Here is a 25,146-nt window from a genome sequence, read left to right as displayed (position 1 = left end):
AACTATAATTAAATTTCAGCAGCTTTGATTTCTTTCATATGCTGCTGAAATGAATGATACAAACACTATTTTAACAATGGCAATGGTAGCTGATGCTGGAATATGATACACTGACCATCTGTTTCAATTTCAATATCTTTTTTCACGGTAGTGTGTACAGTCACGCCATGCCGATGCAATCGTTTCATTACACTTCGATGCGGATGACCATACGTATTCTTCTTATCGTATGAAATAATAGCAAACTGCGGTGCAACAGCCGTTATAAACTCTTCACTCGTTGAAGTATATGAACCGTGATGGCCAACTTTTAACACGTCTGCATGCACATCGTACTTATTCATAATTTCTTCCTCTGTATGTGTATCAGCATCCCCCATGAATAACAAATCAGCCTTACCGTAACGAATTTTCAATACGATAGATGACTCATTATTTTCTCGTTTTGTTTTTCCATCATTTAATACTTGAACAGAAATATGAGGATCTAATGGAATATATTGCCCCTCCTTTACACGTAAAAATGGGACTCCTCTTTTTTTAATACTTCTTATATACGAATGATATGTAAATGAACTATATAATTTCCCACTATCTAGTACAAGAGAAACTGGCATTTGTTCAATAATTGGAATTAGTCCTCCGATATGATCCATATCAGGATGTGTACCGATAACAACATCTAAGCGTTTAATTCCCTTTTTAATTAATTTCTCCATAATAAGCTCCCCAGCCTCATACGGACCACCATCAATTAAAATTGTCTTCCCGTTTGGTAAGGAAATAATTGTTGCGTCACCTTGCCCAACTTTTAAAAAACTTACAGTCATCTTACCTAAATGTGTACGCTGACTTGAAAAGGAGGAAACCATATGTATAGAAGCATACTGCTGTATAGGATTTACACTATTTAAAGTTATACATAATATTGCCGAAATTAGAATAAGAGCGATACGCAGATCTTTCATACACCTTCTCCTTTTTCTATTTAGTATGACGCAGCTTTAATTTCATATACAAAAAAAGCTTGGCAAAATGCCAAGCTTTCACTTCGAAATTTCTTGTAAAGAACCAAAGAATAAATCCGCTTCATTCATTCCTTCCCCTTCTTCTGATAGAGAAGGTAGTTCATCTAATGTTTGTAATGCAAATGTATCTAAAAACTCTTTTGTTGTACCGTATAAAATAGGACGTCCCGGCCCTTCTGCACGTCCTACCTCTTTAATTAACAAATGAGATACAAGCGTTTGAAGAGCTCGATCTGTTTTCACACCGCGAACCTCTTCAATTTCGGTTCTTGTAATCGGCTGTCGATAGGCGATAATCGCTAATGTTTCTAGCGCTGCTTGCGATAAAGATGCAGCTGTTGGTGCATCCATTAATTTTTGATAATACGCGGCGTGTTCTTTTTTCGTTGTAAAACGATACACTTTTGCAAATTGAACAATCTGTAAGCCGCGGTTCAGTTGATTATATTCTTCCTGCAGCTCTTCTACAAGCTGTTTTACATCTTTCACTTCTACCTCTAATACTTTTGCAATTTGTTCTGGATAAATCCCTTCATCTCCTGCTACAAACAGCAGCCCTTCTATAACTGCCTTTTGTTCTTGTCTTTCCAACTTTAAAAGCTCCTTTCTCACATTCTATGTCTCCATATACGTTATAAAGACCGAACAACAATTTGCGTTCGGTCACACATTACAGCTATTGTTTCATTAAGAAGATTTCATCAAAATTTTGCTCTTGCTCAATAGCAATTTTTTGATGTTTCATAAGTTCTAAAATTGCTAAAAATGTAACAACAATCACATCTCGATCATCATCTACAAATAAATCGTAAAAACTTTGACGACCTCCTGCAAGTTCCAATTGTTTTAAAACATCGTCCATTCGCTGTTCAATTGGGATTTCCTGCCTAGTAACTGTAGCTGTTACCGGTCGTTGTATTTTTTTTCGACGCATGAGCTTTTGGAACGCAGCTAACATATCATATAACGTAACATCAATCGGCAGCTTTTCCGCTTCTTCTTTTTGAAACATCATATAATCAAGAGGAGGCCGTGTATATAACTGCGCTCGTTCTTGTTCTTTCTCTTTTAATTGAGTTGCAACTTGCTTATACTTCTTATACTCAATTAGGCGCTCCATTAACTCTTGGCGAGGATCTTCCATAAACTCTTCACTACTATCTTCTACATCTTCTTCATACTTTGGAAGCAGCATTTTGCTTTTAATTTGTAATAGCGTCGCAGCCATAACTAAATATTCACTCGCAACATCAAGCTGTAATTCCTTCATCGCATGTATATATGATAAATATTGTTCTGTAATTTCCGCTACAGGAATATTATATATATCAATTTCATAACGATTAATTAAATGTAATAGTAAATCTAAAGGGCCTTCAAATGCCTCAACTTTAAAATTATATTGCACAAATCATCCCACCACATTTTTTCTGTAACATTCTAAGTATAGAGCATACTTATGTACTATCCAACCTTTTTCAAAAAATTAATTAAAAATAGACGCATACCTAGGCCACAATGCCCATCCCCTTCATATGATGACAGTGTAATGAGTACATTGTAGGAGGTTACAAACTATGGGTCATGTTTCTGGCGGTTTCCACGGCGGATTCGCTCTACTAGTTGTGTTGTTTATTTTATTAATTATTGTCGGCGCAGCTTGTTTTTGCTAACTGACATAAAGCGACTAGAGCACTCTCTAGTCGCTTTATATTTATGATACACTGTATACAACGCTACTTAGAATGGGAGTGAAAAACATGTATCATAAAGCATACATACAGTTTTTAATTCATTTTCATAGTGATTACGACTACTTTGAATGTCACGAAGTTTTAGAAGAACATTGGAAAATAAAGCCACGCGGAGAACGAGAACAGCATTGGGTTGGACTCATTCAAATTGCTGTTGCCTTATATCACCATAGACGATCTAATTGGAACGGTGCTGAGCGAATGATGAGGAGTGCCCTATTCATCTTACAGAATGAAAAACAACATATAGAAGCATTAGGTTTAGAGTATTCGAAACTACTATTACTTCTTGAGGAACGACTGTACATCATTCAAAATCATGATTCTTACACAACATTATTTCTTCCTTTTGCTGATTTGAATTTAGAACACCAATGCATACAATTATGCAAAACGGAAGGATTACCGTGGAAAGAGACTTCTTCTACTCCAAGCGAGGATATTATTCATAAACACTCCCGCCGTAATCGTGAAGATGTAATTAACGAGCGAGATATACAATTACAAAAGAGAAAGCAGAGATAAAGTTATCTCTGCTTTTACTAATGCACATTATGTTCAACTTCTTTGCATTTCTCACAAAAACTAGATGTTTGTTCGTTTCCACATACCTTAATATTCGGCAACATTGTTTGTAATTCTTGCACCATTTTCGTTCCAATTCCCGCTTGACGATGCGAAGGATTCACACTAATATGTTGAATTTCTAGTACACCATTATCGTGTTTTACCGTCCCAATAATCCCAACAATCGCATCGTCTTCCTTCCATAAGTACAGCTGCCAATCGTCATTTTGCTCATAATCCTTCATCGTTGCTTGTAATCGCTTTATGTCTTTTTCCATTGGCATAAAAGAAAGAAGTCCCATTGCAATTTTTTCATAACTTTTTTTAAAACGAATTAACATGAAATTTATCCCTTCTTACAAAAGTTACAAATCATATCCCCTTATTCAGCATGTTTATATCATGTCTATTTTACAACATTTCTAACCTACTGAGAAGGCTTGCCTAAAAACAACTTTATAATCATACAAAGAGGGAGGATGGAAGTCAAATGTTGATATTTTGTTTATATTATGCTAGTAGGATTGTATTGTTCGGATCTATGTAATTGAATTACCCCCACCTACCATTGCACGCTTGAGGTTGGGGGTCTTCTCGCCAGATATGATAAAAAACATATAAAAAACTCTTTGTTTAGGGGGGCGAGAGCGTCTGGTCATGCATAGAAGCGGTCAGGGCCTTTTTCTGCCACGTGCAATGTTTAAAACAAGGCGCTGACCCAAAAAGCACATAAGTACTTTTTAAAGTCACTCCTTTTTTCCGTTATCGACCATTCTTTGCAATATATCGGCGATTCGACACGAGATAAAGATCCTCTGACAATATTCGACATACAAGTGGTCGATTCGCTGAGCTGAATCATACCGAAAAGTAAAACTTCCGGGACACCCTCTTGTTTTCTGCTTTACAGCGACTTATGTGCCGAAAAACTCAAATGGCACATAAGATACATAAATTCTATAAAAAAAGAGAGAGCACTTTGCCCCCTCTTAACATTTTACTCTTCCCAAACCTTAACTTCTTTCATAACATCGCCTTGACGCATATTTAATACTGTTTCAATGCCAGTTGTTACTTGACCAAATACAGTATGAACGCCGTCTAAATGCGGTTGTGGTTCATGTACAAGAAAGAATTGGCTTCCTCCTGTATTTCTTCCAGCGTGCGCCATAGAAAGTGCCCCTACTTTATGTTTGTGAGGGTTTCCAGCTGTTTCACAAGGAATAGAGTAGCCAGGACCACCTGCTCCTGTTCCTGTTGGATCGCCACCTTGGCTTACAAAACCAGGAATTACTCTGTGGAAAGTAACTCCATTGTAAAAGCCTTCATTAGCTAATTTTCTAAAGTTTTCTACTGTTTTTGGTGCTTCCTCTGCGAAAAATTCTAATTCGATTTTTTCACCATTTTCCATTAATATGTATCCTAAAGTTTTCATGTATAATAAGCTCCTTTCAACAATCTCAGCCTTATATTACCACACTCACTGTAATAAACAAAAATATTATTATGAAATCCTCTATAAATTTAGTATGTTACGTTCGTAAGCCAATGCACAGGTTCTTTTTGATTCTGTTCAATAATTTTCATAACCCCTTCTGGATATAGTAGCTTTGTTTTCAATTCGCTAATTTCTTTCCATTTCAATATAATATCAGGATGCTCTTTATGTGACCTTACTACCTGCTCATCTTCTTCAACAGCGCACCAATAAAATAGCGTACAATGATGATATTTTTGATTATCTACCTCAAAAATATGTTCATTCACAGCAGCAAAGCGTTCTACTGTTACTTGTAAATCATATTCTTCCGCAAACTCTCTTTCAATTGCCACTGCAGCACTTTCTCCAAACTCAATCGATCCACCAGGTAAGCGATAAAATCCTTCGTTTGTATCACATTGAACCAATATATTTTTCATATTATGATTAAAAATCAGCGCTTCCACCCTCAACAACGGTCGCACTCTATCTCTTCCTTTCAAATGAATTGGATGACAAACATATACTTCTCTATTTCAAACCTCATCATTAAGACCTTACTGCTCACAAATAGTAAGAAAAAATCCGACAATCCTGCTATTTCTTTCTAAAATCAACCTAAAGACGGATGACAAACATAAAAAATATACTATAATTACTTTGTTGCCCGAAAATTTCAGAAAGAGAAAGGGAGCGATTTTTCGTGAAAACGAAATTGTTAGCACTGCTATTAGCTGTTATGGTCTTTTTAATTCCAACAGCTTCATACGCAGACGTGATTGAGGGAGAGTCTATTGTTACATTAGGAGAAAATTTAACAGAACAGCAAAAACAACAGCTTCTCCAAGAAATGAAAGCGCCAAAAGATGCGCAAATTATTACGGTATCAAATGCGGAAGAACATAAATATTTAGATGGAGTTGTACCAAACGCTCAAATTGGCACGAAAGCAATTTCTTCTTCTATGATTACGTATACAAAAAAAGGATCTGGTCTTGTTGTTCAAGCGCATAATATCAATTGGGTAACAGATGCAATGTATACAAACGCATTAATTACAGCAGGTGTAAAAGATGCGAATATTTACATTACAGCACCGTTTAAAGTATCAGGAACTGCCGCTTTAACAGGTTTAATGAAGGCTTACGAGACAACAGCGAAAAAAGAAATTCCAGAAGAAGTTAAAAAAGTAGCTAATGAAGAAATGGTTCAAACTGCAAAACTTGGTGACCAAATCGGAAACGATAAAGCTGTACAACTTGTTACTAAAGTTAAAGAAGAGATCGCAAAAGAACAACCAAAAACAAAAGAAGATTTACGTTCACTTATTAAAAGGATTGCTGATCAGCTCGGAATTACATTAACTGATGAACAACTTGATAATTTAGTAGCACTCTTTGACAAAATGAAAAACTTGAATATTGATTGGGATCAAGTTAGTAACCAATTAAATAAGGCAAAAGAACATGTTTCATCGTTTTTAGGTTCTGAAGAAGGTCAAGGCTTTTTAGAAAAGTTAAAAGGCGTATTCGCTAGCTTTATAGACTTTATTAAGTCACTATTCAAGTAGTATATAAATACAAATTGAACAAATGATATAAAGACCCTTTTTTAGGTGGGCAAGAGCTTCTGGCGTGCATAGAAACGGTTAGGGCCTTTTCCCTACCACATGCCAAGTTTCGAACAAAGGGAAAAAGCAAATGCAGGTCATATTTCGTTCTGCATAATAGCGACTTATATCAAAATGAATTTAAAAAAGCTCGTTAGTAACGAGCTTTTTTCTTATGCTAACAATGGTAGTTTCATAATCGCTTCTTCTACTGAACGAACTACATGACTCGCTTTTTCTTTCACATATGGATGAGCATGATGCAGCGTAAAGGAATGCGGTGTCACAGAAAACATAGAAATATCATTAAAAGAATCTCCGATACACGCTACTTCATGTGCTTCAATTTGTAAATGTTCCATTAAAAGCCGCAGTGCACTTCCTTTACTAATTCCAATTGGCATAATATCCACGTATCTTTTCCCTGAAATTACGACTTCCGCCTCGCCTTGGAACTGGTTTCGCAACTCTTGATCTAGCGATGTGATTTTCTCTTCTTCTCCATAAACAAATAATTTTGCCGGATAAATAGTTTGTCCGAACTCTTCCTCTAATGTCTCTATTTCTGTGATTTCCCCTTGAATATATTCTTCAAACGTACGATGATGTTCATTTTTCTTTTTTGTATATCGATGCTCCTTTGCACATACAATATCCGCCAACTTTTTTTCATGTATATATTTATATATTTCCCGGGCAACCTCACCATCAAACGTTGATTCGTTTAGTATTTCTCCTTCTTTCGTAAATAAAACGGCGCCATTTAATCCTGTCGTATAATAAGGGAAAGCGAAATGTTTCACAACAGCGTGAATCCGGTGAGTAAAACGACCAGAAGCAAAACAAATATTCGTACCTTTCTCTGCTAACCAACATAATGCTTTTTCATCGTCACGATGAATCCGATTCACGTCATAAACGAGTGTGTCATCTAAATCGCTAACGAACAACTTAATCATCTCATCTCCCCTTCCATACACCATATTTACTCCTAGTGTACAAAAGAAATGTTATGTTTTTGTTAACAACAGATAAATTTATCACAAAAATGAGCAGAATTTATTCTTCTGCTCATTTTTGCCTTTTTATATTTTGAGGATGGACGATGCTCGGACGTACCTTCAAGCTAGAAATAGATGGACGAATTAAAACCTTTACCAACGCTCCCCAATCAAATGGAAGGAATGGCCAAAGATACGGTGTTTGTAAACTTCTAATCGATGCTAAAAATAAAATTAACACTGTCATCCCGATAATAAATCCTATTTCTTGAAATAAAGCAGTACATAAGATTAAGAATAACTTACCAATTTTATTCCCTAACCCTAATTCATAACTTGGCGTTGCATAAGATCCAATCATAGAAATGGCCGTATATAAAATGACTTCTGGTACAAATAGGCCGACATTGATTGCAATTTGACCAATTAATATAGCCGAAATTAACCCAGCTGCTGATGACAGCGGTGTTGGTGTATGAATCGATGCCATCCTCAGAAATTCAAGTCCTATTTCTGCTAAAATAATTTGCAAGGCAATCGGTAAATTGGTCACTTTATTCGGTCCAATAAATGCTAACTTTTCTGGCAATAAAGCAGGATCCAGTACAAACGCAAGCCAAAGTGGCAATAAAAACAGTGAAAATACAACCCCTACAAAACGAACCCATCGTAAAAATGTTCCAACCGCAGGATTTTGCCGAAATTCCTCTGCATGCTGTACATGATGAAAATATGTTGTCGGTGTAATTATTGCACTAGGAGAAGTATCTGTCAGGAGTAAAACATGTCCTTCTAACAAATGATTCGCTGCGACGTCTGGTCTTTCTGTATAGCGAATAAGTGGAAAAGGATTATATCCTTGTTTCACAAGAAACTCCTCAATTGTTTTATCTGCCATTGTGACACCGTCGATTTGAATATTTTCTATCTCTTGCTTTATTATTTTCACTAAATCAGGATTCGCAATATCTTGTATATATGCGATACAAAGATCTGTGTGTGACCGCTCTCCTACCCGGATAATTTCATGTCGCAAACGAGGATCACGAATACGTCTCCGAATAAGAGCTGTGTTTACAATAATATTTTCAACAAATCCATCGCGCGCACCTCTAACAACTTTCTCCGTATCCGGCTCTGTCGGAGTTCGTCCTGGATAACTACGAACATCGATTACAAACGCTTCTGTTTCTCCCTCAACAAAAATAACGATTAATCCTGATAAAACTTGCAATATGACATCATCCATCGTCTTTACTTTACTTACTTGCTGATGAATCAGACGATTTTCTAATAACTTTACTGTACCTTCTCCGTACCTTTGTATTTCATTCGTATCAACAGCCTCTTCGAGAATGTGTATGATATAGTTTGTATCACATAAACCATTTACAAACAAAACACCAATTTCTTTATCTAAAATTTGAAATTTACGAATTCCCACATCAAAGGTAACGCCAAGTCCAACTGTTTGCTTCAAATAATTTTCATTGTCACTTAAAAATGAAGAAATTGGTATATTAATCTTTTTTGTGTTAGTCATAAAACCCACTCCTTTCTAAAATTAATTGAATTGCTTGTTTTGTAATTGGTGACCCACGTTTCCAATCATCATTGCCGTACATTTTCCCAATATCACCGATTCCAACAATAATAGGAACATGTAGTTCATCTAAACAGTAAACGGTATCACCGTTAATTCTTCCAATTTCAATATCTGCCAATCCAAATTTATCAACGCCATACTCAGTTAATCGTCCTTCTCGATCAACACTCACATCCACGCGTGCCCATTCCCAATGATGCGTATTCGAAGCAACCGCTAACACGCCAAGTACATCAATTTGTTTATTCGTCGCCACATATTTTAACGCTTTTTCTCCTGATCCTTCCCCAATATATCCACTATCATCAAACATAACAAAAACAGGGTCATGTGGTGTTTGCATGATAAGCTCAACAATCTTTCTCCCTGTTAATTTCGTTGGATTACTTTGCGATGCCGAAATGCATCGTCCACCAAACTCCTTTGCCAGTAACTCGATTGTTCGCTGCGCATATTCATCTCCGTCTGTCACCAAAATAACCCGTCTTCTCATCTTATTTATCCTTTCGGTTTAAAAATAAGTGCTGTTAAAAATGCAAACAAAATTGTTGCTGAAATTCCAACAGATGTTAACTTAAACATTCCCATTCCAATCCCAAGATAACCATACTTTTCTGCCGCTTCCATCGCACCATGCAATAAAGAATGACCAAAACTTGTAATTGGCACAGTTGCTCCTGCTCCTGCAAACTGAATCAGTTTATCATAAATGCCAAAACCATCTAGAATAGCACCAGCGACTACGAATGTTGCCATCACATGTGCAGGTGTTAATTTTGCAAAATCTAACAGGAGTTGTCCAACAACACAAATCGCCCCTCCAACTAAAAACGCATATATAAATTCCACATATTACACCCCTTTTATTCTTTCAAATACGATACCGTGTGCAATTGTTGGAATCGATTCTTTTTGTTGAATCATAATTGGACTTAATAAAGCACCTGTTGCGACGACAAAAATCCGCCCCAAATTCCCCTTTTCCATTTCTTTCATTAAATGTCCATATGTTACAACCGCAGAACAAGCACAGCCACTTCCTCCTGCAAATACTTGCTGATCATCTCTATAAATCATTAAACCGCAATCATTATAGACATTCCCTAGATCATAGCCTTCATCTAACAAAAGTTGCCGCGCAATTGGTGTTCCAACTCCCGATAAATCACCAGTCACAATCAAATCGTAATCAACAGCACTTCTATTTAAATCTTCAAAATGCTGCCCTATTGTATGAGCTGCAGCAGGGGCCATTGCAGATCCCATATCAAACGGATCTGTTATACCTAAATCTTGAACTTTTCCAATGGTTGCTGATGTGACTTTAATTGAACTTCTTTCACGACTAATTAACGCTGTACCAGCTCCTGTAACAGTGAATGTCGCTGTAGATGGCTTTTGTCCCCCATACTCCGTTGGATAACGAAATTGCCGTTCAGCTGTGGCATTATGACTACTCACTGTAGCTAACACGCGATTTGCAAATCCACCATCAATAAATGCTGCGCCTACAGCTAACGTCTCCATCGAGGTAGAACATGCTCCAAACATGCCTAAAAATGGAATGGAAAGCTCTCTTGCAACATAATTTGCCGTAACTGTTTGATTTAATAAATCTCCAGCTAAAAAAAAATCAATATCAGATGCTTGCACCTTTTCTTTTCGCAATGCTTGTTGAATCGACTCTCTCATTAACCTTCTTTCCGCTAACTCCCAGCTCTCTTCTCCGCAATGCAAATCATCATATGTAATATCAAAACTATCTCTAAGTGGCCCTTTTGCCTCATCCGGTCCAACAGCCGTCCCCGTCGCATTTACATATACATCATTTTGAAATAGCCACGTTTGTTTCCCAGTTAATCTCATCTATCTTCTCCTTTACTTACATAAGCTGAAACTTTCATCATTGGAGGAGCTTCCATGTATACCGAATGAGACCTACAACATACGCCCCAACAACTCCAAATACAATTACACTTCCAGCAATCTTAAACATATTTGTGGCAACTCCAAGAACAATTCCTTCGCTGCGATGCTCCATTGCTGCACTCACCATTGAATTTGCAAATCCAGTTACCGGGATTGCTGATCCTGCTCCTGCAAATTGTCCAAGTTTATCATATACACCAAGCCCTGTTAAAATGGCCGACAGTAATATTAACGTTGTGATTGCCGGATTCCCCGCACTTTTCTCCGTAAAATCAAAATAATGTATATACATCTTCATCAAAGCTTCACCTAATGTACAAATAAGCCCTCCCACAATAAAAGCCTTTATACAATTCATCATATAATTAGGCTTTGGATGATACTCTTTCACGTTATTCGTATAATCATCTTTTAATTTATGCAGTGCCATTGACATGCCTCCTATTTCACAAAATAAATCCAATGAAATAAAGATCCTACTACCTTACCAAGAACAAGCGCGATAAGAAGAATTACAATTTTCCCATCAACCCCAACACGCTTTGCTAATATGGGAAGTACATTTAGCACTTCAGTTAAAGCAGCAGCAAGCATTCCGATAAATGTGCCGCATAACAATCCAAGGAGCAAAAGCCAATACGGTGAAGCCAGCAATGTAACATCGCGTAAACTGCACCACGTACCGCCTAACGCACCGCTCACAACAGCCCATTCATAAGATTGCCCACGATGACCACTTTTCGTTAACTGAGCGAGCCTTGGAATCACACCCAACACAGTTAAAAATGCAACGTATCCTCCTCCAACAGCAATTCCACCAGCAAACCCAATAAAAATGACCACAATATACTCAATCATTTTGGATGTTCTTGATCATTTCTTTGTTTTCGTTCATCATTACATATTGATCGAGGGATTGCTGGTATTGGAACATTTCAACTTCTAATGGGCTTGGCTCCTCATTAATACGCTTTTGAAAAACGTGATTAAAAAAAAGAATCATTCCAAGTCCAAGCCCTAGCGAATATGGGATTTGAAATAAAAGCGGCTTTTTGTTACTTTCTCCTGTAATCATGTAATACAAACGTTGATGCACTTGCTGCATACTAACGTCTTCATGAAAATAAATGATCGCAAGAGCTGCTCCTACAAACAGCAATAACCACACCATTCCAAAGAAAACTGGATTTACTTGTTTTTTTTCATATACAATTTCAACAATCGTTTGTGCTGAACCGAGCAAATTAATTTCTAAACTGCTAGAATACTGCCGAATACTTTGAATCACTTTCATCACATCAATTACTACATGCGTTTTATCTTTCTTTGTAATTTTGTATATAACCTGTCGTTTAATCTCATCTACAATATGTGAGGCCCCAACCACTTGCGCAACGTCACCAATTTTAATTTCATAAGCAGGCGAAACTTGTAGACGATTCCTCATCTTTACATATATCGTTTGCTCCACTCCAATCACCTCTTAACTATTCCTCGTACTTGTAGTATGGATATTGGAAATTTTTCTAATACAACTTTTTTAAAATAAAGTGAAACTTTAATCAGTGGGGGTTTTCTTCATCCCCCACTGATTATTAGTTGAACCAATTGGGCTTTTACGGGCAGTTTACCTCCCACCTAACTTCTTTGTTTTTGCTGAATTTTGAGGTGAGAGTATTACTGCCCGTTAATGCGGAATAAAAAAACGAATAGACTATTCGCCTATTCGTTCCTTCATTTGCTTTAATATTTTCTTTTCTAGCCTTGATACTTGTACTTGAGAGATTCCTAAACGCTCTGCTACTTCCGATTGTGTCTGGTCTTTATAATACCGCAAATATACAATCAACCGTTCACGCTCATCTAATTCACGAATCGCTTCTTTTAACGCAATCTTATCAAACCACTTTGTTTCAGAGCGATCCGCAATTTGGTCTAAAATAGTAATGGGATCACCATCATTTTCATACACCGTTTCATGTATCGATGATGGTGCCCGGCTTGCTTCTTGCGCCATTACAACTTCTTCCGGCGTTAGCTCTAACGCCTCTGCTATTTCGGTAATTGTCGGTGCACGGCCATACTCTTTTGATAATTCATCTTTCATTTTACGAATTTTATTGCCCGTTTCTTTTAATGAACGACTTACTTTCACTGTTCCATCATCACGTAAAAAACGTTGAATTTCTCCAATAATCATTGGAACTGCATACGTTGAAAACTTTACATCAAAAGATAAATCAAATTTATCGACAGATTTCAGCAACCCAATACAGCCAATTTGAAACAAGTCCTCCGGATCATAACCACGATTTAAAAAACGTTGTACAACGGACCAAACAAGCCTCATATTATTTTGTATAATTAAATCTCTTGCTCCTTGATCGCCGTGTTGACTTCTTTTAATTAATTCTTTTAACTCCTGATCCTTTAACTGTCCTTTTCCTTTTTCACTTCTGACCTCTATGTCCATAGGCAATTCTCCTTAATTGCATAGAGCGTTACTTTTTGATAGATACTTCGTCAAATGGATCGTTGTCCCGAAAGATTCATTAGAAATAACCTCTACTTCGTCCATAAAATTTTCCATAATGGTAAATCCCATTCCAGAACGCTCTAATTCGGGTTTTGTTGTAAAAAGGGGTTGCCTTGCCTCATCTAAATCTAGAATTCCAATCCCTTCATCACGAATTGTTAACTTTACCATGTCATCTTCCAAAATAACCGTAATATAGACAATGCCATTTGAATTCTCTTCATATCCATGGATAATGGCATTTGTTACCGCCTCAGACACAACAGTCTTCACTTCCGTTAACTCTTCCATCGTTGGATCAAGCTGTGCAATAAAAGCGGCAACTGTAACGCGAGCAAACGATTCATTTTGACTTAATGCTGAAAATTGAAGGTTCATTTCATTTCTCATCTATGCCACCCCCAACGTCGCGAGCGCATGCTCTTCATTTTCTTCTAATCGAATAATTTTAAATAGCCCTGACATCTCAAATAAGCGCTTTACAGCAGGAGAAATTGCACAAACAACCATTTCGCCGCCTAAGCTTTTGACATGTTTATATCTTCCTAGCACAACACCAAGACCAGAGCTATCCATAAATGCTAATTGCTCTAAGTTTAAAATAATATGATGAACATGATGCGTCTCAATCATATCAGTTACTTTCACTCGCAACTCTTCGGCAGTATGATGATCTAGTTCGCCAGCTAAACGAACACATAAGACGTCACGCTTTACTTCTAAATGGATGGAAAGACTCACTCTATTTCCTCCTTACATTCAAAATTCGCGTATACACGCAAAATATATAAGAAGTTTTTCTCTAAAATAAATGTAGAATCCTTCCACCTGACAAAAGAAGTACTATTTCGCCATAAAATGAACCTTCTGTATAAATCCAAATTCAAAAACCGACAGAAAAGTATTTTTTTAAAATGACCTGGAAGGGACTGGCTATGTATAGGAGCGGTCAGGGCCTTTTCCTGCCACATACAAGGTAAAATAAAGGTAGAAAGCAACTGCAAGCACCTAGCCAAAATCTATATGTCGAAAAACGAAAATGGATTCATATAGAAACCGCTCTCATTATCAAAACTATTAACAGAGAAAGCGGCAACTATATTGCCGCTATTTCGATGTTGAAAACATCCCCAAACTTCGTTTAAATAACTCCCACCAACTCGCTGCTGCAACATCTTCTTTTGCAACAATTGTTTGTTTGAGTAACACTTCATTACCTTTTTTTATAACTAGTGTACCTAAGGCATCTCCTTTTTTAATCGGAGCTTTCACCTTCTCCTCAGCAACTATTTCTTTTTTAATATCCTTCATTGTCTCTCCTTTTTTCATTAAAAGGGAAGCATTATCAGCAGCTACTAAGTCGACTGTTTCTTTTTTTCCTTTTCCTACTTTGACCGTTTTGATCTTTTCTCCTCTTGTATACATCTTTTTCGTCATATATTGACTAAATGCATAATCAAGAAGCTTTGTTACTTCCGCATTTCGTTCCTTCGATGTTGGAGAGCCCATAATAACAGAAATAACACGCATCCCATTGCGTTCTGCCGATGCTGTTAAACAATATTTTGCTTCTGTTGTAAATCCTGTTTTCACACCGTCAACACCTGGATAGAAACGAACAAGCTTATTTGTATTTACAAGCCAAAATTTCTTATCCGTATCTTCACGTAAATAATCTTCATATTTCCCTGTATATTTACGGATTAATGGATATTTCATCAATTCCTTTGCCATAACTGCCATATCATATGCCGTTGAATAATGATTCTTTGCTGGAAGACCTGTCGGATTTTGAAAATGAGTATTTTTTAGTCCTAAATCTTTTGCTTTTTTATTCATCTTTTCTACAAATCCTTCTTCCGATCCAGCGATATGTTCAGCAACTGCAACTGATGCGTCATTTCCGGAAGCAATGGCAATACCTTTTAACATTTCATCGACTGTCATTTCTTCACCAGGCTCAAGGAAAATTTGTGAACCTCCCATAGAAGCGGCATGTTCACTCGTTCTCACTTTATCTGTCAGTTTTAATTTCCCTTTTTCAATTTGTTCCATAATGAGTAACATGGTCATAATTTTTGTCATACTAGCAGGCGGCAACTTTTCATTTGGACTTTTTTCAAATAAAACTTTCCCGGTATCCTGCTCAATCACAATTGCTGACGATGCTTGTTCCGCTAGTTTCGGTTTTGCTTCCGCTTCCACTTCTTTTTTCTCAGATTGCGCAAAACCAACTGGAACAGCGGAAAGCAATAACATGAAACAAACAAGTATTCCTATTAATCGCTTCATGACTAACCCTCCATTCTATATCACACCTATTTTTTCCAAACGAAGGGTTTTTATACCATAATTTTCTAAAAAATATAGTTGACAAATGATAATGCACTATATATTGTATTAAGTGTATTACACCTATTAGTACACTCATACTTTTTATTAGAAAGGAGACTTTGCTCTTGCACATTCAACTAGATCCAAGAAGCAACACTCCGATATGGGAACAAATTGTTCATAATGTTAAAGAGCTCATTTTAAAAGGGATGCTCGAACCTAACGATAAACTCCCTTCGGTTCGTGAACTTGCCTCTTCACTTGTGATTAACCCAAACACAGTGAGTAAGGCTTATCAAGAATTAGAGCGACAAGGAATTATCGAAACGCTGCGCGGCAAAGGAACATTCGTCTCGCAATCCATTACTCCCGCACAAGATGAAAGGAAAATTGCTATGGTAGAAAAACAATTCCATCAATTGTTACTAGAAGCTTCGTATCTTGGTATTTCAAAAGAAAAAATTCATGATTGGATTGATTCATACTATAAAGAGCTAGGAGGAAATACTCATGTTAAAAGTGACGAATGTAAAGAAAACAATTGATAATCAAACGATATTAGAAGATATTTCATTTACTTTACAAAAGGGGAGCATTGCCGGATTACTCGGAAGAAACGGAGCTGGAAAAACAACTTTATTACGTACACTCGTTGGAATCTTAAATCCAGATGAAGGCACTGTTACATACAACGAAATTGATGTGCACAAACATCCTGAAGTGAAACAAAAAGTCGTATATGTTCCAGACTCTACAAATGTATTAAGCGGATACACAATAAAAGAAATCGTAAAATTTTATAAAGCAGTCTATCATCATTTCAATTCAGACTATTTCTATGAGTTACTTGAGCGCTTTAACTTACCAGACAAACGCATTCGCAGCTACTCCCGCGGAATGAAAGCATTATTAGCAATGATCTTAGCTTTTTCTACCGGCGTAGAATACATTATTTTAGATGAGCCCACAAACGGACTTGACCCGATTGTAAAAAGACAAATCCTGCAATTTTTAATTGAAGAAGTAGCCGAACGCGAAATTACCATTCTCATTTCTACACATCACTTAGATGAAATTGAAAAAATTGCAGACACAGTCATCATTTTAAAAGATCATACTATCGCATCTATCACAGCTTTAGACGATACAAAATCACGCTATGCAAAAATTCAAGTTGCTTATGAACGTTCATTACCACAAAAACTAGAAAACTTAAGCAACGTGAAAGTTTTACAACAAACAGGAAAAGTATATACCGTTTTAATCGAAGGTAATGTAGCAACTACGTTAGAAAAGTTTCATAAGGAGCAGCCACTCTTATTAGAAGAACTGCCGATGTCACTTGAGGATGTATTCGTTACGGCTTTTGAGGAGGGGTCACATGTTTCATAAGGCGTTGTGGATACGGACGTTTAAACAGGGGAAATATGTACTGCTACTATTTTGGTTAAGTAGTTTATATATGCTTCCTTATGCATATTATAGTGCCGCACAATCAGAGCTTCGACAGTCAAAAATGAAATGGGATAATCATGTATATTATTATTCCTATCATTTTCAATTAGATGAACCTATCCTAATACAAGGCATTGCGCTCATCGCACTCGCTTGTGTTTTAATTGGATGGGAACGCAACAATCAATCAGCGGATTTTCTTTTCTCTATGCCTTTTAAGCGAAAAGATATTTTTCTAACAAAATGGTTGTTTGGGGTTTTTAATATTATAATCGTGAATTGTGTTTGCTGGATTAGTATGTGGGGAATAAAAAAAGCATCTTTTCATAATGCTTATCAAGATTTTAGTCCATTTCATACTTATTTTATCTACCTAACAATTGTGCTAATTGCTATTTATACATTCTCTTTATTTATTGGAACAATTACTGGAAATATTTTTTCACAAGGCACTTTAACTGCGGTCATTTTATATCTTCCGTACGGTTTAATTTTACTAGTATCTGGATTTGTCTTTGTTCATACTGGAGGGGCAACCGAGGATCGATATAAAATTGAGAGTAAAACTAGATATTACTTAGAACAAGTAAGCATCATTGCACCCTTCCATGAATTTTATATTAGTTACAGCTACCAGCCTGAAATGACATTTGATCGTGACGGTCATAAAATTTCAGAATCACCTACCGTAGACCCTATGGAGAAAACATCGATTCCACCTGTTTGGAAATTGCTGAATCCATTCGTTTATATCATTCTATTTTTACCATTAGCAATCATTTTATATAAACGCTCTCCTAATGAACAAAACGGAAAAATCTTATTGTTTCCACAGCTACAAAAATGGTTTATTGGCTGTACAGTCCTTTGCTTTGCATTACTCGCAGGACGAACATTTGGAATAAGTGCTTTATGGATTTACTATATAACCTTTTTAGGAGCAGGGTTTATTAGTTATATGATTTTAACTCGCTTACTAAAATGGAAGTTTTCTTTTGGTGGAAGATAACGATATTTTGTAACTACTCAGTCGATCTGTGAAAAAGACTCAGAAAAGTATTTTTTAAAATGGTAGAGAGGGACTAGCCATGTATAGGAGCGGTCAGGTCCTTTTCCTGCCACACGCAAAATTTTAAAACAAAGAAAGGCAGCAAGGTGTTTTAATCACGAAGCAAATACATACAAATAGAGGTGAATTACATGTTTCATAAAGCATTGTGGCAGCGCAGCTGGAAGCAGGGAAAATTTATTGTTTTATTGTTTTGGTTAAGTAGTTTATATATGCTTCCCTATAAGTACCTTAGTTTAGCTCAATCACAGTTTCATCTTTCAAAAATAAAAAATCCTGATTATACACATTATTATCAATATGGATTTAATTTAGAAGGCACTATCCTTGGACAAATCGTACTATTACTATTACTAGCGTGTATTTTTATCGGCTGGGAAAAACATACACAATCCATAGACTTTATATGGGCCATGCCGTTTAAACGAAAAGATATGTTCTTAGCAAAATGGTTGTTTGGGGTTATAAATATTTCAAGTGTACAAACAATATGCTGGATTAGTATGTATATTATCTATAACAATTCATTTCATCATGCATATCAAGTGTTTACACCTTTTCATTTTTATTTTCTTTATGCAACAATTGTCCTAATTGCAATTTATACATTCTCTTTATTCATTGGGACAATCACAGGAAATATTATTTCGCACGGTCTACTAGCAACCATATGCTTATTTTTACCATTTGGTCTTCCTTTACTTATCTCAGGGTTAGTCACTATACATGCTGGGGATTCTGTTAAAGCAAGAACTTGTTTTGAATGTAAATACGATGATGCTTTTTTACATGCAAGTCCATTGAACCCAATTACAAAATTCAAAGTTGAATTCGATTATCATCCAGAATACGAACATGACAGATATGGCAATATTGTTTCATCAAACTTAAATAAAAAGCCGAATCATTCCCAAATTCCATCTAGTTGGAAGCTGTTAAGTCCAATTTTGGTCATTCTGCTATCCTTGCCCTTAGGTGCATACTTATATACACGTTCTCCTAATGAACAAAACGGAAAAATGGTCTTATTCCAGAAACTTCAAAAATCGTTTGCTGTTTGTACAATTATGTGTTTTGCACTACTCGGAGGAAAAGTATTCGGCGGAAACGATTCAATATGGGGATACTATTTTGGGTTTCTCGTAACAAGTATTATTAGTTATATAATTGTAGCTCGCCTACTCAAATGGAAGTTTTCTTTCAATACTAGATAAGCTTAAGTTTACAAACTAGCAATATAATGAACTGGGGGAAACGGTATGTTTCATAAAGCATTATGGATGCGAAACTGGAAGCAAGGGAAATATATTATTATGTTATTCTGGTTCAGTACCTTATATTTCTTACCCTATCAATATTATAGCGACGCATTGCACAGAGCTGAGTACTTACGCGAAACGACGGATACATATTATTCCTATCACTTGAGCGGAGATAATCCTACATTTTTCCCTGGCCTGCTTTTAATCGGATTAGCTGTCATATTAATAGGCTGGGAACGTCATAATCAAACAAATGATTTTTTATGGTCCATGCCATTTAAACGCTCACATTTATTTTTATCAAAATGGTTGTTTGGTTCGGTTCATATTGTGAGTACACTAAGTATAAGTTGGATTCTTATGTATATTGTCTATAACACAACGATACATGGCGAGTATCAATCTTTTACACCATTTCATCTATATTTCGTGTATACGATTATTACGCTCATTGCTGTATACACATTATCACTTTTTATTGGAACGATTACAGGAAATGTGATCTCACAAGGAGCACTAAGTTATATTATAGTAATTTTCCCTCTCTATATTTTTCAGCTTGCGTTTCCGTTCGTTGCATTACATGTGGCTACACAAAAAGAATATAATAACATTTATAATAAAAGTTCTATGCATATAGAAAATACAAGTATTGTAGCGCCACTTTCCCATTTTACAATTGACTACACTTATGATCCAAGCAGAGAAGATATAAAAGATGAATACGGCGAGGTACATGCGGGACCTGCTTATCATCATATCCCGTCTGCATGGGCACTATTGAGTCCTATAATTTATATTCTCATCTGTCTTCCATTAGGAAGCTACTTATATGCACGTTCACCAAATGAACAAAATGGGAAGATATTGCTATATCAAAAACTTCATATCTATTTTTCAATATGTACTTCCATTTGTTTCGGACTTCTTGGTAGTGAAGTGTTCACTGATGGCAGTACATCTATCCCACTTCACTATATGTATTTTATCGGGTTTGGCATTTTGACATATGTCATTTTACAGCGAGTGTTAAAACATAAACTTTCTTTATATGCAAAATAGCCTCCTCGGAGGCTATTTTATCTTCTGTCTTCTTTCACTATAGTTCTTCTCCTCATCTGTCCCAAATCCATCGTGGTTTGTCACAATTTGATCGGTTGGTGCAACAATACTTTCGGCAATTTTCCAGTCTCCATACTCTTGTACAAATACTTGTAAGAAGTAGTTCGTTCCATTCATTTGATATGTATTTTCTTTTTTCACATCATACTGCACAGCTAAATAGTACACTTGTACATTTTCTTTTCCAAATTTTGATACATACTGAGAAACTCGCGGCATATAAATGGAAGCTTTCGTTAGTGACATTTGTTTTATGCTGATGAGAGAAGAATGTTTTATATTATGTAAAGTATCTTGATGGTGAATGCGATCATTGTGATGAAATAATACAGACGTTTGCATCGAACGCATCCATAACTTTGAATATAAAACGGTTTTATGATTTGATATATATTCCAGTTCTTTTTGGACAATTTGATTGGGAGACGCTGCACTTATCTCAGTTCCGTACCATAATAAACAAATACCGATAATGCCAAAAGAAACAATCCGCTTCATTGTATGCCTCCTATTCCATATACGTAAAGTATAAGAATTTCAGGCTATTTTTATACAATGCAACGATTCCCCAATAAATCCATTTTATCTTTTCAACATATTAGTCGCTACTATGCACGGCCAGATGCTCTCGCCCACCTAAAAAGAAAAAAGGTTTTATAGCGATTTTTTAATTTGTATTTATTTTTACACATAAAAAAAATAGAAAAGCAATCTCTGCTTTTCTATCTTCATAGAACTCTATCAAAGAGCTCTAATGCTATTTCTATTTCCTCGTCGCTCCAGTTCTTAAACTTCTCTCTATAATATTCTTTTCGAACATTTTCCAATTTTTCAGCAACTTCTCGTCCGCTATCTGTAATTTCTAAATACACAATACGTCTGTCCGTATTAGATCGCTTTCTTATTACAAGCCCCTTACGAGTAAGGCGATCTGTAACTGCTGTAATATGACTGGATGTAACATTCACTTCACTTGCAATTTGAGATGCCATTTGCGGACTTTTCCAATATAACGCACGCAGTACAGAAAATTCATTCCATGGCATATATTCAGAAAAAAGTTCATTAATATCATTTTGTAATAGGCGAAGCATTCTCCGAAAAGAAGTAGATAAGTTTAAAATAAGTGCTTCTCGTTTTTCGTTCACTGTTCTCGATCCTTTTTTATAATATTTACACATATTATAATGCATGAATACCACAATTGTATATATTTTCTTTCTACTTAGATTTTCCACCATTTTTCTAAATTTAAGAAAAAATGGACTTCCTTCTTTCATATAAATAAAGAAAGGAAGGTGAACAATTATGCAAATGGGCATGCCCCCCTATCCACATGAGTTACGTAATGGCAAGGAAGCAACGGTTACTGTACAAGGTGAAGGTGTCGTGAAAGCAAAACCGGATGTTGTCGTTTTAACAATCGGTGTTCGTACTGAAGATCAAAATGTGAAACAAGCACAAGCAGAAAATGCTGCTCTTTCTACTAATTTACTTACTTCTTTAAAACAACTTGGAATTACAGAGCAAAATATTAAAACACTTTCTTACACCATTACACCGCAATATGAAATCGTAAACGAAAAGCCTGCATTGCGAGGTTATCAAGTTGAGCATTTATATGAAATTACTGTGCTCAATGTACAAAAAGCAGGCGAAGTATTTGAAGCAGCTGTTACAAACGGAGCTAATGTTGCTAGAGGACTTGTCTTTCGTGTTTCTGCACCGAATGCCTATTACAAACAAGCATTAATGCTCGCTGTGCAAAACGCGCAAGAAAAAGCAAGGACAATTGCTAGTACATATAATTTAAATATAAATCCCGTTCCTCTTTCTATCGTTGAAGAGTCTTCTCATATGCCGCGGGAATTTGTTGCGTATTCCGCTGTTCATAGCGGCACTCCTCCTATTCAATCAGGTGAAATCGAAATTATTTCAACTGTACGTGCTGTTTTTACCTATTTGTAACTATATATCTAGCAATAAAGAAAACGTTCTCATTTTTATTGTTGTAAAAAACTTTTGTTTTGCTATAATAATAGACGGTGGGCCTTACATAAGGTTATCACGGGTGGGAGAGGGATATGAAAAAGAAGGTTTAACATGAAAGGAATTCTTGAGAAAACATTTAAATTAGACTTACATCAAACATCACCAAAACAAGAAGTGCTCGCTGGTGTAACATCATTTTTCACAATTGTTTATATTATGATTGTGAATGCATCCATTTTATCAGATGCTGGCATTCCTCTAGAGGCAGGAATTTTAGCAACAGTATTCAGCTCATTTGTCGGATGTCTATTAATGGCATTTTGGGCAAATGCACCGGCGATTCTTGTACCAGGTATGGGAGTAAATGCGTTTTTTACGTACACAGCTGTGCATACGCTTGGCTTAACTTGGCAAGAAGCATTAGCAGCGGTATTTGTCGCTGGTATTATTTTTGCAATTGCCGCTTTTACACCAATTGCTCGCACACTTTCTGCCGCAATTCCAAAGTCGTTAAAAGAAGCGATAACTGTTGGTATCGGACTCTTTTTAGCATTTATCGGCTTGCAAAAAGGTGGCCTTGTCGTTGCAAATTCAAATACTGCTGTTGCATTAGGAAAATTAAGCAGTCCCGTTGTTCTAGCAACACTGCTTACTCTTATCGTTGCATTAGTTTTATTTATTCGTAACGTACGTGGAAACTTCTTATGGACAATTGCAATTGGAACCGGAATTTCCTGGTTATTTGGTCTTGTTGATACAAGTCAAGTTGGCAATAGTTCATTCTCCTTTGCTAACTATGGTGATGTTTTTGGCGCAATGTCGTTTGGGAAATTGACTTCTTTACCATTTTTAATCGCAACGTTCTCATTGAGTATGGTACTCATTTTTGAAAACATGGGACTTTTGCACGGTTTATTAGAAGATCAGCGTAAATTCCCTCGTGCTTATCAAGCAAATGCAATTTCAGCGATGACATGCGGTCTATTTGGCACTAGTCCAACTGTTTCTACAGTAGAAAGTGCTGCTGGTATTACAGCGGGCGGCAAGACAGGTATGACGTCTATCGTCACTGGTAGTTTATTCTTTGCCTCATTATTTGCACTGCCGTTTGTAAAATTAATTCCAAATAGCGCAATCGCTCCAATCTTAATTATTATTGGCGGCTTAATGATTACAAACATTCAACAAATTCCTCTGAATGATTTTTCAGAAGGATTTCCAGCGTTTTTAATCATCGTTATGATTCCGCTCACATATAGCATTGCTGATGGTATTGCATTTGGATTCATTGCATATCCAATCTTAAAAGTAGCACTTGGTAAACATAAACAAGTTGCAAAACCGCTTTATGTTATCACATGTCTCTTCTTAGCCATGTTTGTGCTGCATGCCATTGGCTAAAGCAAAAACGCCGGGAATTCCCGGCGTTTTATTATTTAAACCAGCCCTTCTTATAAAACCAGACCATCATTCCGCCACCTATAAACGCCATTACGGCTAAACAAATATAATAACCATATTCCCATTTTAACTCTGGCATATGATCAAAGTTCATTCCATACACACCAACTATAAATGTTAATGGCATGAAAATAGTTGAAAAAACCGTTAATGTCTTCATAATGTTATTCATATGGTGAGAGTTAAGTGAAAAGTAGCTATCGCGAATATCAGCTGTCAGCTCTCGACTTGCTTCAATCATTTCGGCAAGCTTTAAAAGGTGATCGTGAATATCTTTGAAATAAATTTCGTGGTCACTTGCACCATAAAAGCGCGTTGAATTTAAAATACGATATAATAAATCGCGCATCGGTACAATTGTTCGTCGTAATTTTGATAAATCAGAGCGAATATCAAATACCTCTTCTAATACAGTACCAGCTGTATCTCCCGTTAAGTTATCATCAATAGCATTTAAATGATCTTCAATATAATATACAGGAGCAAAATAATCATCGACAATTTGATCAATAATCATATGGGTCACATGAAGAGTACTTCTCTTTATGCGCTGCTTTTCTCCAAGTTTATTCCAAGCTCGTTCAATCGCCTTATTATGCGAAAAGTGAAAAGATACAACAAACTGATCGCTAACGAATAAATCAATTTCATGAGGCTCTAACCCCTCTTCGCTAAAAGCATGAAGTACTAAAAAATTATATCCTTCATAAAAGTCCACTTTCGGCCTTTGGACATACTCCAAACAATCTTCAATCGCAAGGGGATGGAATTTAAAATAATCTTGTAAAATATATGTATACTCTTCTTTCGTCGGTTTACACAAGTCTAACCAAAACCATACGATATCTTCTCGCTTCGTTTCTTCTAATGGTACGTCATATAATACTTCATTTTCCTTTGTTACTGCACAAATTCTTATCATAATTTCACCCATTCTTATT

At 36.2% G+C, this 25,146-nt stretch carries 31 protein-coding genes; 10 read left to right on the top strand and 21 right to left on the bottom strand.

Annotated features, from left to right (window positions below):
• Positions 1-65: 65 nt before the first annotated feature.
• From BM211_RS00425 to BM211_RS00415, 3 genes are all read right to left on the bottom strand, one after another.
• The gene (locus tag BM211_RS00425; protein WP_035429340.1) at positions 66-968 is read right to left on the bottom strand and encodes a ComEC/Rec2 family competence protein; all 903 of its coding nucleotides are present in this window, start codon (positions 966-968) and stop codon (positions 66-68) included.
• A gap of 78 nt (positions 969-1,046) precedes the next feature.
• Entirely contained in the window at positions 1,047-1,619 is a 573-nt protein-coding gene (gene scpB, locus BM211_RS00420; RefSeq protein ID WP_035429939.1) for an SMC-Scp complex subunit ScpB, read from the bottom strand.
• An 85-nt stretch (positions 1,620-1,704) separates the two neighbouring features.
• Positions 1,705-2,436 carry a segregation/condensation protein A gene (locus BM211_RS00415; protein ID WP_035429342.1) on the bottom strand — a complete coding sequence of 244 codons (732 nt, stop codon included), beginning with the start codon at positions 2,434-2,436 and terminating at the stop codon, positions 1,705-1,707.
• Positions 2,437-2,605: 169 nt separating this feature from the next.
• Here BM211_RS00415 and BM211_RS00410 point away from each other — a divergent pair, with 169 nt between their 5' ends.
• A complete protein-coding gene (locus BM211_RS00410) occupies positions 2,606-2,701 on the top strand; it encodes a YjcZ family sporulation protein (RefSeq protein WP_081904749.1) in 96 nt (31 codons plus the stop codon).
• Between the two features lie 87 nt (positions 2,702-2,788).
• Positions 2,789-3,307 (top strand): DUF309 domain-containing protein, encoded by a 519-nt coding sequence (locus tag BM211_RS00405; protein ID WP_035429344.1) that lies wholly within the window; start codon positions 2,789-2,791, stop codon positions 3,305-3,307.
• 17 nt (positions 3,308-3,324) lie between these two features.
• On the opposite strand, the gene BM211_RS00400 is transcribed toward BM211_RS00405, so the two are convergent.
• From BM211_RS00400 to BM211_RS00390, 3 genes are all read right to left on the bottom strand, one after another.
• A complete protein-coding gene (locus BM211_RS00400; protein WP_035429345.1) occupies positions 3,325-3,690 on the bottom strand; it encodes a GNAT family N-acetyltransferase in 366 nt (121 codons plus the stop codon).
• Positions 3,691-4,346: 656 nt separating this feature from the next.
• Positions 4,347-4,784, bottom strand: a complete 438-nt coding sequence (locus BM211_RS00395) for a peptidylprolyl isomerase (protein ID WP_035429348.1) — start codon at positions 4,782-4,784, stop codon at positions 4,347-4,349.
• An 89-nt stretch (positions 4,785-4,873) separates the two neighbouring features.
• Positions 4,874-5,314 (bottom strand): NUDIX hydrolase, encoded by a 441-nt coding sequence (locus BM211_RS00390; protein ID WP_256216605.1) that lies wholly within the window; start codon positions 5,312-5,314, stop codon positions 4,874-4,876.
• 218 nt (positions 5,315-5,532) lie between these two features.
• Between BM211_RS00390 and BM211_RS00385 the strand changes: the two genes are divergently transcribed.
• A complete protein-coding gene (locus BM211_RS00385) occupies positions 5,533-6,399 on the top strand; it encodes a DUF1002 domain-containing protein (protein ID WP_035429352.1) in 867 nt (288 codons plus the stop codon).
• Between the two features lie 212 nt (positions 6,400-6,611).
• Here the strand turns inward: BM211_RS00385 and BM211_RS00380 are convergent, their stop codons facing one another.
• The 12 genes from BM211_RS00380 to BM211_RS00325 all read right to left on the bottom strand — a co-directional run bounded on the left by BM211_RS00380 (position 6,612) and on the right by BM211_RS00325 (position 15,802).
• Positions 6,612-7,397, bottom strand: coding sequence for a Cof-type HAD-IIB family hydrolase (locus BM211_RS00380; RefSeq protein ID WP_090994986.1), 786 nt, complete (start codon positions 7,395-7,397; stop codon positions 6,612-6,614).
• Positions 7,398-7,509: 112 nt separating this feature from the next.
• Positions 7,510-8,982 (bottom strand): spore germination protein, encoded by a 1,473-nt coding sequence (locus BM211_RS00375; RefSeq protein WP_035429356.1) that lies wholly within the window; start codon positions 8,980-8,982, stop codon positions 7,510-7,512.
• On the bottom strand, positions 8,975-9,538 hold the full coding sequence (locus BM211_RS00370) for a stage V sporulation protein SpoVABEA (protein WP_090994587.1): 564 nt from the start codon (positions 9,536-9,538) through the stop codon (positions 8,975-8,977). The genes BM211_RS00375 and BM211_RS00370 overlap by 8 nt, the downstream gene beginning before the upstream one ends.
• 5 nt (positions 9,539-9,543) lie before the next feature.
• Positions 9,544-9,894, bottom strand: coding sequence for a stage V sporulation protein AE (spoVAE, locus tag BM211_RS00365; protein ID WP_090994585.1), 351 nt, complete (start codon positions 9,892-9,894; stop codon positions 9,544-9,546).
• 3 nt (positions 9,895-9,897) lie between these two features.
• Positions 9,898-10,911 carry a stage V sporulation protein AD gene (spoVAD, locus tag BM211_RS00360; RefSeq protein ID WP_090994583.1) on the bottom strand — a complete coding sequence of 338 codons (1,014 nt, stop codon included), beginning with the start codon at positions 10,909-10,911 and terminating at the stop codon, positions 9,898-9,900.
• Positions 10,912-10,948: 37 nt separating this feature from the next.
• A complete protein-coding gene (gene spoVAC / locus BM211_RS00355) occupies positions 10,949-11,404 on the bottom strand; it encodes a stage V sporulation protein AC (protein ID WP_035429365.1) in 456 nt (151 codons plus the stop codon).
• 11 nt (positions 11,405-11,415) lie between these two features.
• On the bottom strand, positions 11,416-11,832 hold the full coding sequence (locus BM211_RS00350; RefSeq protein ID WP_035429366.1) for a stage V sporulation protein AB: 417 nt from the start codon (positions 11,830-11,832) through the stop codon (positions 11,416-11,418).
• The gene (locus BM211_RS00345; protein WP_035429368.1) at positions 11,825-12,445 is read right to left on the bottom strand and encodes a stage V sporulation protein AA; all 621 of its coding nucleotides are present in this window, start codon (positions 12,443-12,445) and stop codon (positions 11,825-11,827) included. The genes BM211_RS00350 and BM211_RS00345 overlap by 8 nt, the downstream gene beginning before the upstream one ends.
• A gap of 243 nt (positions 12,446-12,688) precedes the next feature.
• The gene (gene sigF / locus BM211_RS00340) at positions 12,689-13,447 is read right to left on the bottom strand and encodes an RNA polymerase sporulation sigma factor SigF (protein WP_035429371.1); all 759 of its coding nucleotides are present in this window, start codon (positions 13,445-13,447) and stop codon (positions 12,689-12,691) included.
• Between the two features lie 12 nt (positions 13,448-13,459).
• On the bottom strand, positions 13,460-13,900 hold the full coding sequence (gene spoIIAB / locus BM211_RS00335; RefSeq protein WP_035429372.1) for an anti-sigma F factor: 441 nt from the start codon (positions 13,898-13,900) through the stop codon (positions 13,460-13,462).
• Positions 13,901-14,251: an anti-sigma F factor antagonist gene (gene spoIIAA / locus BM211_RS00330; RefSeq protein WP_035429374.1), complete on the bottom strand. Its 351-nt coding sequence runs from the start codon at positions 14,249-14,251 to the stop codon at positions 13,901-13,903.
• Between the two features lie 366 nt (positions 14,252-14,617).
• Positions 14,618-15,802, bottom strand: coding sequence for a D-alanyl-D-alanine carboxypeptidase family protein (locus BM211_RS00325; protein ID WP_035429376.1), 1,185 nt, complete (start codon positions 15,800-15,802; stop codon positions 14,618-14,620).
• Positions 15,803-15,969: 167 nt separating this feature from the next.
• Between BM211_RS00325 and BM211_RS00315 the strand changes: the two genes are divergently transcribed.
• The 5 genes from BM211_RS00315 (at position 15,970) to BM211_RS00295 (ending at position 20,692) form a co-directional block, all read left to right on the top strand.
• Complete coding sequence (locus BM211_RS00315) at positions 15,970-16,389, top strand: GntR family transcriptional regulator (RefSeq protein ID WP_035429378.1); 420 nt, start codon at positions 15,970-15,972, stop codon at positions 16,387-16,389.
• A complete protein-coding gene (locus tag BM211_RS00310) occupies positions 16,355-17,236 on the top strand; it encodes an ABC transporter ATP-binding protein (protein WP_035429380.1) in 882 nt (293 codons plus the stop codon). The genes BM211_RS00315 and BM211_RS00310 overlap by 35 nt, the downstream gene beginning before the upstream one ends.
• Entirely contained in the window at positions 17,226-18,308 is a 1,083-nt protein-coding gene (locus BM211_RS00305) for an ABC-2 transporter permease (protein ID WP_035429381.1), read from the top strand. Before BM211_RS00310 ends, BM211_RS00305 begins: the two co-directional genes overlap by 11 nt.
• 191 nt (positions 18,309-18,499) lie before the next feature.
• Complete coding sequence (locus BM211_RS00300; RefSeq protein ID WP_090994579.1) at positions 18,500-19,582, top strand: acetoin ABC transporter permease; 1,083 nt, start codon at positions 18,500-18,502, stop codon at positions 19,580-19,582.
• Between the two features lie 45 nt (positions 19,583-19,627).
• Complete coding sequence (locus BM211_RS00295) at positions 19,628-20,692, top strand: ABC transporter permease (protein WP_090994577.1); 1,065 nt, start codon at positions 19,628-19,630, stop codon at positions 20,690-20,692.
• Positions 20,693-20,704: 12 nt separating this feature from the next.
• On the opposite strand, the gene BM211_RS00290 is transcribed toward BM211_RS00295, so the two are convergent.
• Both BM211_RS00290 and BM211_RS00285 read right to left on the bottom strand, forming a co-directional pair.
• Positions 20,705-21,250: a hypothetical protein gene (locus tag BM211_RS00290; RefSeq protein ID WP_035429384.1), complete on the bottom strand. Its 546-nt coding sequence runs from the start codon at positions 21,248-21,250 to the stop codon at positions 20,705-20,707.
• A 230-nt stretch (positions 21,251-21,480) separates the two neighbouring features.
• A complete protein-coding gene (locus BM211_RS00285; RefSeq protein WP_141771576.1) occupies positions 21,481-21,900 on the bottom strand; it encodes a MarR family winged helix-turn-helix transcriptional regulator in 420 nt (139 codons plus the stop codon).
• A gap of 160 nt (positions 21,901-22,060) precedes the next feature.
• Here BM211_RS00285 and BM211_RS00280 point away from each other — a divergent pair, with 160 nt between their 5' ends.
• Together BM211_RS00280 and BM211_RS00275 are read left to right on the top strand one after the other, a co-directional pair.
• Complete coding sequence (locus BM211_RS00280) at positions 22,061-22,720, top strand: SIMPL domain-containing protein (RefSeq protein ID WP_090994575.1); 660 nt, start codon at positions 22,061-22,063, stop codon at positions 22,718-22,720.
• 135 nt (positions 22,721-22,855) lie between these two features.
• A complete protein-coding gene (locus BM211_RS00275) occupies positions 22,856-24,145 on the top strand; it encodes an NCS2 family permease (RefSeq protein ID WP_035429386.1) in 1,290 nt (429 codons plus the stop codon).
• A gap of 31 nt (positions 24,146-24,176) precedes the next feature.
• Here the strand turns inward: BM211_RS00275 and corA are convergent, their stop codons facing one another.
• A complete protein-coding gene (gene corA / locus BM211_RS00270; RefSeq protein WP_035429387.1) occupies positions 24,177-25,139 on the bottom strand; it encodes a magnesium/cobalt transporter CorA in 963 nt (320 codons plus the stop codon).
• Positions 25,140-25,146: the final 7 nt, after the last annotated feature.

Origin of the sequence: Bacillus sp. 491mf (assembly GCF_900112415.1) — a bacterium.
GTDB lineage: Bacteria > Bacillota > Bacilli > Bacillales > Bacillaceae_G > Bacillus_A.
Note: the sequence above shows the minus strand (reverse complement) of the source record. Positions and strands in the feature narration are given on the sequence as shown.